We start from the raw sequence: 14507 nt of genomic DNA, 5'->3' as shown, positions 1-14507 counted from the left end.
TCGCGGTTAAAATAGCACGACCGTTCGGAAAAATTACGCGAGCGACCAGCCCCCCTTATAATGGCCGGCGTTTTGCAAAATCGTCTTATCAATTAGTGGAGTGAGCGCATGAAAGTCCTGGTCGCAGTCAAGCGCGTGATCGATTACAACGTCAAGGTTCGCGTGAAGACGGACGGCAGCGGTGTCGATCTGGCCAACGTCAAGATGAGCATGAACCCGTTCGACGAGATCGCCGTGGAAGAGGCGGTTCGCCTGAAGGAAGCGGGCATTGCTACTGAAGTGATCGCCGTCTCGTGCGGCGTGACGCAGTGCCAGGAAACCCTGCGCACCGCCATGGCCATCGGCGCCGATCGTGGCATTCTGGTCGAGACTGCCGAAGAGCTGCAGCCGCTGGCCGTCGCCAAGCTGCTCAAGGCGCTGGTCGACAAGGAACAGCCGCAGCTGATCATCCTCGGCAAGCAGGCGATTGACGACGACGCCAACCAGACCGGCCAGATGCTGGCTGCGCTGGCCGGCCTGCCGCAAGCCACGTTTGCCTCGAAGGTGCAGATTGCCGACGGCAAGGCTTCGGTCACGCGCGAAGTGGACGGCGGCCTGGAAACCCTGTCGGTCAAGTTGCCGGCCGTGGTGACCACCGACCTGCGCCTGAACGAGCCGCGCTACGTGACGCTGCCGAACATCATGAAGGCAAAGAAGAAGCAGCTCGACACAGTCAAGCCGGAAGACCTGGGTGTGGACGTTGCACCGCGCCTGAAGACGCTGAAGGTGGTTGAGCCCGCCAAGCGCAGCGCTGGCGTGATGGTGCCCGACGTGGCAACGCTGGTGTCCAAGCTCAAGACGGAAGCCAAGGTGCTGTAAGCGGCGGGTTTGTAACCCTCCCGCAACTGCACGCAACTTCAAGCACACCGAACAGGCAGATCAAGATGACCGCACTCGTTATTGCTGAACACGACAATCAATCCATCAAGGCCGCGACGCTGAACACCGTGACGGCAGCCGCCCAATGCGGCGGTGACGTCCACGTGTTGGTGGCCGGTGCTGGCTGCGGCGCCGCTGCACAGGCCGCTGCGCAAATCGCCGGCGTGACCAAGGTGCTGGTGGCTGACGCGCCGCAGTTTGCCGATGGCCTTGCAGAGAACGTCGCCGAGCAGGCCCTGGCCATCGCCGGCAACTACAGCCACATCCTGGCGCCCGCCACCGCTTACGGCAAAAATATCCTGCCGCGCGTGGCCGCCAAGCTCGACGTGGCCCAACTGTCCGACATCACCAAGGTCGACAGCCCCGACACGTTTGAGCGCCCGATCTATGCCGGCAACGCGATTGCCACCGTGCAATCGGCCGACAAGGTGAAGGTGATCACCGTGCGCGGCACGGCATTCGACCCTGCTGCCGCCACCGGTGGCTCCGCTGCAACCGAAAGCCTGACCGCCGTGGCTGACGCCGGCATCTCGCAATTCGTCTCGCGCGAAGTGACGAAGAGCGATCGCCCGGAACTGACCGCTGCCAAGATCATCGTGTCGGGCGGTCGTGGCGTGGGCTCCGGTGAGAACTACACAAAGGTGCTGACGCCGCTGGCGGACAAGCTGGGCGCTGCGCTGGGTGCCTCGCGTGCCGCAGTGGACGCCGGCTTCGTGCCGAACGACTACCAGGTCGGCCAGACCGGCAAGATCGTCGCGCCTCAGCTGTACATCGCCGTCGGTATCTCGGGCGCGATCCAGCACTTGGCCGGCATGAAGGATTCCAAGGTGATCGTTGCGATCAACAAGGATCCGGAAGCGCCGATCTTCCAGGTGGCGGACTACGGCCTCGTGGGCGACCTGAACGCCGTCGTGCCGGAGCTGGTGACCGCACTGGGCTGATTGCACCGCGCTGCGCGCATCAAGAGAAGCGCGCAGCAATGCCCGACGCAGAGCCGTTTCCGACCTGTTTGGAAACGGCTTTTTTTGTACGCGAGCGCCATCAGGAGAGTGCGTCACGCACTCGATGAGGCACTGTCCTGATCGCGCTTAACAAGAGTTGGAGAGAGACATGACCTATCAAGCCCCAGTCAAGGACATGCTGTTCGTGATGAACGAGCTGGCCGGCCTGGACAACGTCGCCAAGCTGCCCGGCTTTGAAGACGCCACCGCCGATACGGCCCAGGCCGTGCTGGAAGAAAGCGCGCGCTTCACCGGTGAAGTGGTTGCGCCGCTCAATGTGGAAGGCGACCGCAACCCGAGTAGCTGGAAAGACGGCGTCGTCACGGCCACCGCGGGTTTCAAGGAGGCCTTCGCCCAGTTCGGTCAAGGCGGCTGGCAGGGCGTGCAGCACCCGTTGGAATACGGCGGCCAGGGCTTGCCCAAGCTGATCGCCACGGCGTGTATCGAAATGCTGAATGCGGCGAATTTGTCGTTCGCACTGTGCCCGCTGCTGACGGATGGTGCCATCGAGGCGTTGTTGACGGCCGGCACCGAAGAGCAGAAACAGCTTTTCGTCCCCAAGCTTATCTCGGGCGAATGGACAGGCACGATGAACCTGACCGAGCCGCAGGCCGGGTCCGATCTGGCACTCGTACGCACGCGCGCCGAGCCGGTAGGCGACGGCACGTTCAAGATTTTCGGCACGAAGATCTTCATCACCTGGGGCGAGCACGACATGGCCGAGAACATCGTCCACCTTGTGCTGGCGCGGACGCCGGGCGCGCCCGAAGGCGTGAAGGGGATTTCGCTTTTCGTGGTGCCGAAGTTCATGGTCAATGAAGACGGTTCGCTGGGCGCGCGCAACGATGCGCATTGCGTGTCGATCGAACACAAACTCGGCATTAAGGCGAGCCCGACGGCCGTGCTGCAATTTGGCGATAACGGCGGGGCGATCGGTACGCTCGTCGGCGAAGAAAATCGCGGCCTGGAATACATGTTCATCATGATGAACGCGGCGCGTTATGCGGTGGGCATGCAAGGCATCGGCGTGTCGGAACGCGCGTATCAGAAGGCCGTCGCCTATGCGCGCGAGCGCGTGCAGAGCCGCCCGGTAGATGGCTCTGCTGCCAAGGCCGTGCCCATCATTCACCACCCCGACGTCAAGCGCATGCTGCTGACGATGCGTGCCATGACCGAAAGCGCTCGCGCGCTGGCCTACGTGGCCGCTGCAGCGTGCGATGCGGGCCATCACGCTGCCGATGATGCTGCACGCAAGCAGAACGCAGCGCTGTACGAATTCCTGGTGCCGATCGTGAAGGGTTGGAGCACCGAGATGTCGATCGACGTGACAAGCCTTGGTGTCCAGGTGCATGGCGGCATGGGCTTCATCGAAGAGACGGGCGCTGCGCAGTATTACCGCGATGCGCGCATTCTCCCGATCTACGAAGGCACCACCGCCATCCAGGCCAACGATCTGATCGGCCGCAAGACGGTGCGTGACGGTGGTGCGGTGGCACTCGGTATTTGCGCGGAAATCGCCAAGGTGGAAGCGGCGCTGGCGGCCAAGGGCGGTGCGCATTGCGAGGCGATGCGTACGCGACTGGCTGCTGGCCGCGAGGCAATGGAATCGGTGGTGCGTTTTGTGGTGGCCCAGACCAAGACGCAGCCGAACGCCGTGTTCGCCGGCAGTGTGCCTTACTTGCGCCTATGCGGGATCGTGCTGTCGGGTTGGCAGATGGCGCGCGCGCTGCTGGTGGCCCTCGACCGCGAGAGCGAAGACCCGAACTTCTATGGCGCGAAGATCGCCACCGCGCGCGTGTTCGCTGACGTGTTGCTCACGCAGGCACCCGGTATTGCGCAGAGCGTGCTGACGGGGGGCGAGACGATCGGTGCGATGCCGGAAGTGCAGTTCTAAGCGGCATCGGTAGGACAAAAAAGGGAGGCTTCGGCCTCCCTTTTTATTGCATGCAGCGTAGGTGATCAGGCCAGCGCAGGCTTGGTTGCCGGCATCGGCGTGCCGCCCAGGTAGCGATACACCGACAGGTCATCCGAGCGGATGGCAGGCGAGCGGCCGGACACCAGATCCGACAGCAGCTTGCCCGAGCCGCATGCCATGGTCCAACCCAACGTGCCGTGGCCCGTGTTGAGCCACAGGCCGCGCACGGGCGTCTGGCCGACGATGGGCGTGCCGTCCGGCGTCATCGGGCGCAGGCCGGTCCAGAACGAGGCGCGCGACACATCCCCGGCACCCGGGAACAGATCATTGACCACGAACTCCAGCGTCTTGCGCTTGCCCGGGTCCGGGCGCTTGTCATAGCCGACGATCTGCGCCATGCCGCCCACGCGGATGCGGTCCTCAAAGCGCGTCACGGCCACTTTGTAGGTCTCGTCCAGGATGGTGGACGCAGGGCTCTTCGCCGCGTCGGTCATCGGTACGGTGATCGAGAAACCCTTGAGCGGGTAGACCGGCACGTTCACCAGATTCTTCAGGAACGGCGTGCTGTAGCTGCCCAGTGCCACGACCACGAGATCGGCGTCGATCGGCTGGCCGTCGACCAGCGCGCCGCGTACGGCGTCGTTCTTGAAGATGAGGCTGTTGATCGTACTGTTGAAACGGAAGCGCACGCCGAGCCCTTCCGCCATCGCGGCGAGGCGCGTGGTGAAGAGTTGGCAATCGCCCGTTTCGTCATTGGGCAGGCGCAAGCCACCGGCCAGCTTGTGGCGGGTCGAGGCCAGGCCTGGTTCACTGCGCACGAGGTCTTCGCGTGAAAGCAGTTCGTAGGGCACACCAGCACGCTCGAGCACGGCGATGTCGTTCGCGGCGCCGTCGAGCTGTTGCTGGGTGCGGAAGATTTGCAGCGTGCCTTGCTGGCGGCCTTCGTAGGCGATGCCGGTGTCGGCGCGCAGGTCGCGGATGCAGTCTCGGCTGTATTCGGCCAGGCGGACCATGCGCTCCTTGTTTTGCGCATAGCTGGCGGCGTCGCAGTTGCGCAGCATCTGCCACATCCACTTGAGTTGGAAGAGCGTGCCGTCGGGGCGGATGGAGAGCGGCGCGTGCTGCTGGAACATCCACTTGATGGCTTTGAGCGGCACGCCCGGGGCGGCCCACGGCGACGCGTAGCCCGGCGAGATCTGGCCAGCATTGGCAAAGCTCGTCTCCAGCGCCGGACCGGCTTCCCGGTCGACGATGGTGACTTCATGGCCCGCGCGGGCCAGGTAATAGGCGCTGGTCACGCCAATCACGCCGCTGCCAAGAACGAGCACGCGCATGGTGATACTCCCCAGAGATGCATTTGCGATAGATGTCGCTATCGTATTCGTACAAGACCAGCAATTGTTTCTGTATATTTGTCAGAAACAGAAACTATTTCGATTTTGAGGCGTTTTCAACCATGCGAACCCAGCGCAAGCCCGTCCGGGCCCTCGATAAGCTCGATCGGCGCATCCTCGACCTGCTGCAAAAGGACGGACGGCTGTCGATGAAGGAGCTGTCCGAGGCGGTCGGCCTGACCATCACGCCGTGCATCGAGCGTGTCAAACGGCTGGAGCGCGAACGCTTCATCCTGGGCTACTACGCGCGGCTCAACCCGGCCATGCTGGGCGCGTCGCTGCTGGTGTTTGTGGAGATCAGCCTGGGCAGCAAATCCGGCAACATGTTCGAGCAGTTCCGGCGCGAGGTGCTGCGCATTCCCGAGGTGCTGGAGTGTCATCTAGTGTCGGGCGATTTCGATTACCTCATCAAAGCGCGCATTCGCGAGATGAGCGAATACCGCCGCTTGCTGGGCGACATCCTGCTGCAGTTGCCTGGCGCCGTGCAGTCCAAGAGTTACATCGTGATGGAAGAGATCAAGGAGACGCTCGCCATCGATGTGACGGAAGGGGCCGCGTGACGTAGCGTTGTCACGGAAACGCCTTAGGCTGGTCGGCACCTTCATCACCGACACCGGAGCCCGCATGTCCGACCAGCCGATCTTCAAACCGACCCGCCGCACGCTTATCAAGGGCCTCGTTTCCGCCAGCGGCACCGCGCTGCTCGGCTCGCGTATTGGCGACGTGCTGGCACAGGGCGTCGCGCCCGCTGCTGTGACGTCCGAGCGCCTGCGCCCCCAACTGCCTAGCGGTGTGATGAGCGGTGATATCACCGCCGACAGTGCCATCGTCTGGAGCCGCACCGATCGGCCTGCGCGCATGATCGTCGAATACTCGACGGACGCCGCCTTCAAGAACGCCGCGCGTCGCGTTGGCCCAGCGGCCCTAGAAAGCGGCGGGTTTACCGCACGCGTTGACCTGACGGGCCTGCCCGCTGGCGCTGACCTGTTCTACCGCGTTCGCTTCCAGGATCTCGTGCACGACAAAGTCTTCAGCGAGCCCGTCACTGGCCGGTTTCGCGCGGCACCCGTGTCGGCCAATCGCCCGATCTGCTTCGTCTTCTCTGGCGATGAAGCCGGCCAAGGCTGGGGCATCAACGAGCGCTTTGGCGGCTATCGGCTGTACGAAGCGATGCGCCGCGAATCACCCGACTTCTTCATCCACTCTGGCGACCAGATCTACGCCGATGGCCCGATCCAGGCCGAGGTGAAGCTGCCCGACGGCTCGATGTGGACCAACCTCGTCACCGAGGCCAAGTCGCACGTTGCACAAACGCTCGACGATTATCGGGGTGCCTTCGCCTACAACCAGCTCGACAAAAACAAGCGGGCGTTCTCGGCTGAAGTGCCGTTCCTCGTGCAGTGGGACGACCACGAAGTGCGCAACAACTGGTATCCCGGCCAGCAGATCGGCCCGGAAGAGAAGCGCTACCAGGAGCGTAGCGCGTCGCTATTGGCGGCGCGCGCGAAGCAGGCGATGTTCGAGTACAACCCGTTCCGCTTCAACCCGATCGACCCCGAGCAAATCTATCGCGCGTTCCAATACGGGCCGCTGCTCGACGTGTTCATGCTGGACGAGCGTAGCTACCGCGGGCGCAACTCGCCGAACCGCCAGACCCGGCTGGATGCCGATTCGGCCTTCCTCGGCCCGGCGCAAGCGGCATGGCTCAAGCAATCGCTCAAGCAGTCGAAGGCGACTTGGAAGGTGATTGCCAGCGACATGCCGATCTCGCTGGTCGTGCCCGATCTGAATCCGGACGTGCCCAAGGGCACCTACGAAGCCTGGGCCAATGCGGATGATGGCGCGCCGTCGGGCCGCGAACTGGAACTGGCTGAGATACTGCGCTTCATCAAGCAGGAGAACATCCAGAACGTGGTGTGGGTGACGGCTGATGTGCACTACGCACAGGCCACGTACTACCACCCATCGCGCGCGAAGTTCACGGAGTTCAAGCCGTTCTGGGAATTCGTCGGCGGGCCGATCAACGCGGGCACGTTCGGGCCGAACGAAGTCGACCAAACCTTTGGGCCGAACCTGCGTTACATCAGCATTCCCAAGGACAACCCACAGAACCAGTCGCCAGCGGCGCTGCAGCAGTATTACGGGCGCGCCAAGATTGATCCGTCCACGCGCACGATGCACGTGTCGCTTCACGATCTAGACGGCAAATCGCTCTGGGAAGTGAAGCTCGATCCCGAGGCGTAGCCGGTGTCACCCGCAGCGGGGCGGGGGCGGATGCGATAGGATCAGCAAGCCCCCGCATCCATTCTGTTCCGCTGTGTCCGATATGTCCGATCGCCACGTCCCCCGCAAGGGACGCGGCGCCACTTCCAATCTGCAAGGCCGCTTCGAACGCGACGAACGCACGCGCGTCGACGACGGCTGGCAACCGCTTGTCGGGCACCTCGATCCGGATGACGCGCCGCCGCGCATCCAGACCTCCGTCTCCATCGAACGCGCGCGCTCGATCCTGAGCCATAACCAGTCGCCGGATATTCCGTTTGGGGTGTCGCTGAACCCGTATCGCGGGTGTGAGCACGGTTGCGTGTATTGCTTTGCGCGGCCCACGCATGCGTATCTGGAGTTGTCGCCGGGGCTCGATTTTGAGACCAAGCTGTTCGCGAAAGCCAATGCCGCCGAGGTGCTGCGTGAGACGCTGGCCAAGCCCGGCTACCGTTGCGAGGCGATTGCGCTGGGCGTGAACACCGATGCGTATCAGCCGATCGAGCGCGAGTTGCGCATCACGCGCGACGTGCTACAGGTGCTGCACGATTGCGATCACCCGGTCGGGCTCATCACCAAGTCGACATTGATTGAGCGCGACATCGATCTGCTTGCCCCGATGGCGGCTAAGAACCTCGTCGTAGCCGCCGTTACGATCACCACGCTTGACGCCGATCTGGCGCGCAAGCTGGAGCCTCGCGCCGCCACGCCGTCGCGCCGCCTGCGCACGATTCGTACGCTGGCCGAGGCGGGTATTCCGGTGGGAGTCAGCGTCGCGCCGATGATTCCCTTCATCACGGACGACCACATGGAGCAGATTTTGGAGGCTGTGCACGAGGCGGGCGCCACGTACGCGAGCTACATCGTGCTGCGCTTGCCGAATGAGCTGAACGCGGTGTTCCAGGATTGGCTGATGGCGCATTTTCCGGACCGGGCGCAACGCGTGATGAACCGCATCCGCGATCTGCACGGCGGGCAGGATTACAAGGCGGATTTCGCCACGCGCATGCGCGGCACCGGCATCTGGGCGGACTTATTGCGGCAGCGTTTCTACAAGACCGCCGACAGGCTCGGCTTCAGTTACCACCGCTACAACGAACTGGTGCTTGATACCTCGCAGTTCAAACCTCCGGCGCGCGCTGCCAAGCCGCGAAAACCGGTCGATGAGCGCCAGGGCAGCTTGTTTTGACTACTGCGACAGTTCTTTCGCTGCCTGCACCTGCGTTTCGAAATACGTCTGGAAAGTAATGGCGAGACCGGCCATCAGCAGGCCCGTGCCGATCATCAGCGTGAGGACGCTGAGCAATACGACAGGCCAGCCCGAATGCGTGGGCGTCCCGTCGGCATTGAATTGCGCATCCCATTTTTCGTCGGGGCGCAGGCCGTAGACCAGCGCAGACAGATAGCCCGCCAGCACTGAAGATCCACCGATTATTGCGCAGACCCAGCCCGGGATGCTCGCGCGCTGCGTCGACCATAGCAGCGCCACGCCAACCGCACCGAGCATCATGGCAAGCACTTGCGACCACGCCCAGAAGTCGCGTCCGCCCTTGAGGTAGAAGCGATGCGCGCCCACGCTACCGAACAGGAAGGCGAGCAGCACGGTCAACAGCTTGGATTTTTTCTGGAGAGCGGTCGTAGGCATAGCGGGCGGTGGACACACGGCAAGAGACAGCGCCGCGCATTCTACGCCCAACATCAACCGCGGCGCAGCCAAAATGGCGGCGCCGGGAGCGCGTCCTAAAGACGCATCAGCAACTGGAAGAAGAGGCCGTCGGTTCGGCCGGATGCGCGCAACGCTGCGGAGCGCTTGCGGCAGGAGAGGCAGGATCACTAAATCGGAACCGGACGCAGCGATGGCACGCTCATCGAAACCGTCGCGTCTTGCTGTAGCCGAGGTGCTTGATGGCGCGAACCGACTTCACCGTAGAGCAGGTGAGCGAGCATCAGCATAAAGGCCGTGGTCCAGATCAGGCCGAGGATAAGCCGCACATGGCGGTGGAGAGGGGATGACATTGGAGCACCTGTTGTCGTTGTGATTGGTGTGATGCTGCGTGCATGCCAAACGTGTGCACGTAGCATTCTGGTACGACTCAGGCGTGCCCCGGCAAGTTCCGGGATGTGAAATGCGGCGGCGCGTGGGCCTTAGCCCCGGCGCGAGCCGCGCCAGTTGCCTTGGTCGCCGTTGCCGCGTTCCTGGCGCATGCGTTCCTGCTGCTGCCAGTCGCCGCGGCCGCCGCCATCCCGAGGTTGAACCCGGCCATTGAGGCGATCATCGGCACGGGCACGCGCTTCCATGCGCTCCATTTGTGCGCGGATGCGGGCCGCCTGCTCGCTACGCGTGTCGGCAAAGAATTGCGCCACCAACGGACGCTCCTGCGGCATCGTCTGTGCCGTTTGCGTCCAGACGGGCAGGGCGGATTTTGCAAAGGCGACGGCGGCTTGACGCGCCGATGCGTTGGCAGCCACAGCGCCCGCAGAGGCGACGATCAGAACGCCTGCCGCCAAGGGGCGAAGCAATGCGCGAATCGGCATGGCTATCTCCTGTCGGGCAAGGATTCGAAAGCGCCACGCGCCGCGTGCTTCTGGTATGTGCAACAGAGATCGGCAGCGCGTGTTCATGCTTGTCAATGTAAGGCTTCACTCAGCAGGCATCCACTGTCCGAACGTTACCCGTGTAACGAGATGTTTCGTGCACGCTTTGCCATGGCAAGGGGCGGCGCCGAGGTCATTTCCCGGTGTAGCGGATGCGATACACAGCGCCGGCCAAGTCGTCGGACACCAGCAGGCTGCCGTCGGGTGCCACGAGCACATCCGCTGCTGGACGTCCCCACGCCTGTTCGCCCTGCAGCCAGCCGTGCGCGAACGGTTCCTGCTTCGTCACATTGCCGGCAGCGTCCAGTGCGACGCGCATGACGCGGTAGCCCACTTTCGACGATCGGTTCCAGGAGCCATGCTCGGCAATGAAGATGTTGTTCCGGTACTCAGCCGGAAAGCTGATCCCTGAATAAAACCGCATGCCCAATACCGCCACATGCGCCCCGAGCTTGGCGACAGGGGGCACGTAGTTGCTGCATGGGTGTCCGGCCCCGAATTCCGGGTCCGGAATGTTGCCCGCGTGGCAGAACGGGTAGCCGAAGTGCGGATTGGGTTTGGTGATGCGATTCAGCTCGTCGTCGGGCATGTCGTCGCCCATCAGATCACGGCCGTTGTCGGTGAACCACAATTCGTGCGTGGTCGGGTGCCAGTCGAAGCCGACCGTGTTGCGAATGCCACGCGCGACGAGTTCCAGGCCGCTGCCGTCGGCGTTCATGCGCATGATGTTGGCGTACCGGTTTTCATCCGGGCGGCGGATATTGCAGGGTGCTCCAACAGGCACATACAGTTTTTCGTCTGGCCCGAATGCAATGAATTTCCAACCGTGATGCGTTTCCGTCGGCAGCTTGTCGTTGATGACCACGGGCTCGGGTGGATTGCTGAGTCGCTTGTCGATGCTATCGAGCCGCACCACACGCGAAACCGCAGACACATAAGGTTGCCGTCACGCCATGCCACGCCGACAGGGAGTTGCAGCCCGGACGCCACCACATGGATCGGCGCATTCGGGGTCTGCAATGGCATCGCGTAGACTTTGCCGGCGCGGCTCCCAACATAAAGAATGCTGGCCGGAGAAAGCGCCATTTCACGTGCGGCCGGCATCGCGTCGGTCAGCACCTCGACACGGAAGCCGGGCGGTACGTGGAGTGTCTCGATGGGGAGCTTGGCGAGCGCCGCAGTCACTGCACCAAGCCAAGCTGCGACCACAATGGCGGGCTTTACGTACCGTCCTTACCGCGCGTGCCGCCCGGCATCTCCGCTCGCTACGCCTAAGTGTTTGTTTGGTCGGAGAAATTGCGCTATACTTGCGTGTTTCTCTGTACGCATACCCAGTTTTTCAAGGAATAGATCCATGGTCGTGATCCGTCTGGCCCGCGGTGGCTCCAAGAAGCGCCCGTTCTTCAATATCGTTGCGACCGACTCGCGTAACCGCCGTGATGGCCGTTTCATCGAGCGCGTCGGTTTCTACAACCCGCTCGCCGGTGAAGGCGAAGAAGGTCTGCGCATCGTGCAAGACCGCCTGACCTACTGGGAAGGCGTGGGCGCACAACTCTCGCCGACGGTTGCCCGTCTGGTGAAGCAAAACGGCAAGAAAGCTGCTGCCTAAGTTTTAGCATGCGTCGATCGACGGTGCCGTCCGAGCACTTCCTGCTGTGACGCGCGCCGCATCGACACGGCCCGGTCCTGTGGCTGCCGCAACGCAAGTAACCTCGCAAAAGGTTGCTGAACGGCTGCAAGCCATGCGCCCGGGGGCAGGCACCAATCCGACGCTCCCAGACGATCTCGTCGAGGTGGGTTATGTCGGTGGGGCCTACGGTATTCGCGGTTGGATCAAGGTCCAGTTGCACGGCGATGCCGACGCGCTGTTGAATGCCCGCACGTGGTGGCTCAAGCCGCCTGCTGGCGCGTTGGCAACGTCGGCAGACTGGCTGGTGTTTCCCGTTGGCACGTCGCGCGAGCATAGCGGTACGGTGGTGGCGGGTTCGCCTGCCGCGCCCGACCGCAACGTCGCCGAGGCACTGCGCGGCTATGCCGTGTGGGTCAGCCGGGCCGATTTTCCCGAGCCGGACGATGACGAGTTCTACTGGGTCGATCTGATCGGCGCCACGGTCGTCAACGAGCAACAGGAAACGCTTGGCACGGTGGCCGGCCTGATCGACAACGGTGCGCATCAAGTCCTGCGTATCGTCGGTGAAGGCGAGGTCGAGCGGCTCGTGCCATTTGTCGAGGTTTACGTGAAGTCGGTGGATGTCGCAGGCAAGCGCATCGTCGTCGACTGGGGTCTGGATTACTGAACATGCGGCCGGAGAATTCGGCGATGCAGTTCGACGTCGTCTCGCTGTTTCCGGACATGTTCCGGGCGCTGACGGACTGGGGGATCACCAGCCGCGCAGCCAAACAGCAGGTGTATACGTTGCGCACCTGGAACCCGCGCGATTTCACGACGGACAACTACCGTACCGTGGACGACCGCCCTTACGGCGGTGGTCCAGGCATGGTGATGTTGGCCAAGCCGCTGGAAGCTGCGCTGGATGCAATTCACGAGGCGCAAGCGCCGGCGGCGTCGCATGTGGTGCTGCTGTCGCCGCAAGGCAAGCCGCTCACGCACAAGCGGGTGATGGAGCTGGCGCAGCTGCCGGCGCTCACGTTGCTGTGCGGGCGCTATGAAGCGATCGATCAACGTCTGGTCGACCGTCGAGTAGATGAGGAAATCAGCCTTGGCGATTTCGTCCTCTCCGGCGGAGAGATTGCAGCGATGGCGATCATCGACGCCGTAGTGCGGCAGTTGCCCGGCGTGCTGGGCGATGCGCAGTCGGCAGTGCAAGACAGTTTCGTCAATGGTTTGCTGGACTGCCCGCACTACACACGGCCGGAAGAGTACGAAGGTGTGCGTGTGCCCGATGTGCTGCTGGGTGGTCACCACGCCGAGATCGAGAAGTGGCGCCGCCAGCAGGCGCTGTTGAATACGATGCGCAAGCGGCCCGATCTGATCGAGGCAGCGCGCAAGCAGGGTTTGTTGTCCCGCAGCGATGAGGTCTTCCTCGCTGCCGCGGCGATAACGGCAAAGGGGTCAGAGACTTCCATACCGGAAGGTTCGGCCAAGTGAAGTTCCCATCCTCTACCGGGGCCGCGGTCAACCGATCAGGCAAAACGCCGGCATGATGGTCTAGGAGAAAAAGATGAATCTCATCGAGCAAATCGAGCAGGAAGAAATCAAGCGCCTGACGGCCAACAAGACGATCCCCCCGTTCGCCCCTGGTGACACCGTGATCGTCAACGTGAACGTCGTTGAAGGCACCCGCAAGCGTGTGCAGGCGTATGAAGGCGTCGTGATTGCCAAGCGCAATCGTGGCCTGAATTCGTCGTTCATCGTTCGCAAGATCTCTTCGGGCGAAGGCGTGGAGCGTACGTTCCAGCTGTACTCGCCGCTGCTGGCCAGCATCGAAGTGAAGCGTCGCGGTGATGTGCGCCGTGCGAAGCTGTACTACCTGCGCCAACGCTCGGGCAAGTCGGCACGCATCAAGGAGAAGCTGACCTTCAAGCGCAAGGAAGCCGCAGCGGAGTAATCTGCGCGCGTTGCGAAAAGGCACCTTCGGGTGCCTTTTTTCTCTTTTGCGGCGGAAAATTGACCACATGTGTGTCTTCCGCCCACAACTCATTCATTCCCATCCGATGCGCCGTCCTGTGTTCGATCCTGAGCAGTTGCCGGTGGTGCCGACCGAGGCATCATTGCCGGCGCTCGGGGTCACGCGGCTGACCGCCGAGTTCGTGCGTGAGCGGCTGCAAATGCCACCCGACTGGCAGCCGGAGCAGACGGATGAATCCCGCCTGATCGACGCCTCGCTCAAGTTGCGCGAGGCAGCGGTGCTGGTGCCGCTGGTGCAGCGCGAGGCGGGTCTGACGGTGCTGCTGACGCAACGCAATGCGTCGCTTAGCCAACATGCTGGCCAAGTCAGCTTTCCGGGCGGCGGGCGCGAGGACTTTGACCGGGACATGGTCGACACGGCGCTGCGCGAAACGATGGAGGAGGTCGGCATCAGTGCGGATCACATCGAGGTGATCGGTAGCTTGCCTGACTACATCACCGGGACGGGTTTCCACGTGAGCCCGATTGTCGGGTTGCTGGTGCCTGATTTCACACTTCAGCCCGACCCAAGTGAAGTGGCCGAGGTGTTTGAAGTGCCGCTGGCCTTTTTGATGGACCCGGCCAACCACGAAGTGCGCGAACTGCGGTGGGAAGACCGTGTGCGTCGTTTCTATGCGATGCCATATCGGCGCTCTGGCCAAGAGTCTGACTCTGGTCGTCACTTCATATGGGGTGCGACGGCGGGTATGCTGCGCAACCTGTATCACCTGTTGGCAGCGTAGCGTCGGCGCGAATATGGGCCCCAAGGTGCGCTGTTGCGCGCACGCTGTGTG

The 14507-nt window shown here is 62.9% G+C and carries 15 protein-coding genes and 1 pseudogene; 11 read left to right on the top strand and 5 right to left on the bottom strand.

Features of this window, described 5'->3' with window-relative positions; translation table 11 throughout:
* Positions 1-108: 108 nt before the first annotated feature.
* The 3 genes from BG83_RS0108190 (at position 109) to BG83_RS0108180 (ending at position 3813) form a co-directional block, all read left to right on the top strand.
* A complete protein-coding gene (locus BG83_RS0108190; RefSeq protein WP_024976254.1) occupies positions 109-858 on the top strand; it encodes an electron transfer flavoprotein subunit beta/FixA family protein in 750 nt (249 codons plus the stop codon).
* 65 nt (positions 859-923) lie between these two features.
* Complete coding sequence (locus BG83_RS0108185; protein ID WP_024976253.1) at positions 924-1859, top strand: electron transfer flavoprotein subunit alpha/FixB family protein; 936 nt, start codon at positions 924-926, stop codon at positions 1857-1859.
* Positions 1860-2028: 169 nt separating this feature from the next.
* The gene (locus BG83_RS0108180) at positions 2029-3813 is read left to right on the top strand and encodes an acyl-CoA dehydrogenase (RefSeq protein ID WP_024976252.1); all 1785 of its coding nucleotides are present in this window, start codon (positions 2029-2031) and stop codon (positions 3811-3813) included.
* A 65-nt stretch (positions 3814-3878) separates the two neighbouring features.
* Here BG83_RS0108180 and BG83_RS0108175 read toward each other — a convergent pair whose 3' ends face one another.
* On the bottom strand, positions 3879-5168 hold the full coding sequence (locus BG83_RS0108175; protein ID WP_024976251.1) for a D-amino acid dehydrogenase: 1290 nt from the start codon (positions 5166-5168) through the stop codon (positions 3879-3881).
* A 122-nt stretch (positions 5169-5290) separates the two neighbouring features.
* On the opposite strand from BG83_RS0108175, the gene BG83_RS0108170 reads away from it, so the two are divergent.
* The 3 genes from BG83_RS0108170 to BG83_RS0108160 all read left to right on the top strand — a co-directional run bounded on the left by BG83_RS0108170 (position 5291) and on the right by BG83_RS0108160 (position 8679).
* Positions 5291-5788, top strand: a complete 498-nt coding sequence (locus tag BG83_RS0108170) for an Lrp/AsnC ligand binding domain-containing protein (protein WP_024976250.1) — start codon at positions 5291-5293, stop codon at positions 5786-5788.
* A 64-nt stretch (positions 5789-5852) separates the two neighbouring features.
* Positions 5853-7472, top strand: coding sequence for an alkaline phosphatase D family protein (locus BG83_RS0108165; protein WP_024976249.1), 1620 nt, complete (start codon positions 5853-5855; stop codon positions 7470-7472).
* A gap of 82 nt (positions 7473-7554) precedes the next feature.
* Entirely contained in the window at positions 7555-8679 is a 1125-nt protein-coding gene (locus BG83_RS0108160; RefSeq protein WP_024976248.1) for a PA0069 family radical SAM protein, read from the top strand.
* Here BG83_RS0108160 and BG83_RS0108155 read toward each other — a convergent pair whose 3' ends face one another.
* The 4 genes and pseudogenes from BG83_RS0108155 to BG83_RS27685 form a co-directional block, all read right to left on the bottom strand.
* Positions 8680-9135, bottom strand: a complete 456-nt coding sequence (locus tag BG83_RS0108155) for an NINE protein (protein ID WP_024976247.1) — start codon at positions 9133-9135, stop codon at positions 8680-8682. It lies immediately after the preceding gene.
* 188 nt (positions 9136-9323) lie between these two features.
* Positions 9324-9506, bottom strand: a complete 183-nt coding sequence (locus tag BG83_RS28610) for a hypothetical protein (RefSeq protein WP_024976246.1) — start codon at positions 9504-9506, stop codon at positions 9324-9326.
* Positions 9507-9635: 129 nt separating this feature from the next.
* Positions 9636-10025, bottom strand: coding sequence for a hypothetical protein (locus BG83_RS0108145; RefSeq protein WP_024976245.1), 390 nt, complete (start codon positions 10023-10025; stop codon positions 9636-9638).
* A 193-nt stretch (positions 10026-10218) separates the two neighbouring features.
* Positions 10219-11294, bottom strand: a pseudogene (locus BG83_RS27685) (PQQ-dependent sugar dehydrogenase).
* 145 nt (positions 11295-11439) lie between these two features.
* On the opposite strand from BG83_RS27685, the gene rpsP reads away from it, so the two are divergent.
* From rpsP to BG83_RS0108115, 5 genes are all read left to right on the top strand, one after another.
* Positions 11440-11694, top strand: a complete 255-nt coding sequence (rpsP, locus tag BG83_RS0108135; protein ID WP_024976244.1) for a 30S ribosomal protein S16 — start codon at positions 11440-11442, stop codon at positions 11692-11694.
* Positions 11695-11740: 46 nt separating this feature from the next.
* Positions 11741-12382 carry a ribosome maturation factor RimM gene (gene rimM / locus BG83_RS0108130; RefSeq protein WP_419177594.1) on the top strand — a complete coding sequence of 214 codons (642 nt, stop codon included), beginning with the start codon at positions 11741-11743 and terminating at the stop codon, positions 12380-12382.
* A 23-nt stretch (positions 12383-12405) separates the two neighbouring features.
* A complete protein-coding gene (trmD, locus tag BG83_RS0108125; protein ID WP_024976242.1) occupies positions 12406-13194 on the top strand; it encodes a tRNA (guanosine(37)-N1)-methyltransferase TrmD in 789 nt (262 codons plus the stop codon).
* Positions 13195-13267: 73 nt separating this feature from the next.
* Positions 13268-13654, top strand: a complete 387-nt coding sequence (gene rplS / locus BG83_RS0108120) for a 50S ribosomal protein L19 (RefSeq protein ID WP_004629138.1) — start codon at positions 13268-13270, stop codon at positions 13652-13654.
* Positions 13655-13760: 106 nt separating this feature from the next.
* Entirely contained in the window at positions 13761-14456 is a 696-nt protein-coding gene (locus BG83_RS0108115; protein WP_024976241.1) for a CoA pyrophosphatase, read from the top strand.
* Positions 14457-14507 lie beyond the last annotated feature (51 nt).

The sequence above is a fragment of the Ralstonia pickettii genome, assembly GCF_000607165.1.
In the GTDB taxonomy this organism is placed as follows: domain Bacteria; phylum Pseudomonadota; class Gammaproteobacteria; order Burkholderiales; family Burkholderiaceae; genus Ralstonia; species Ralstonia holmesii.
This window is presented reverse-complemented; position numbering and strand designations above follow the sequence as displayed.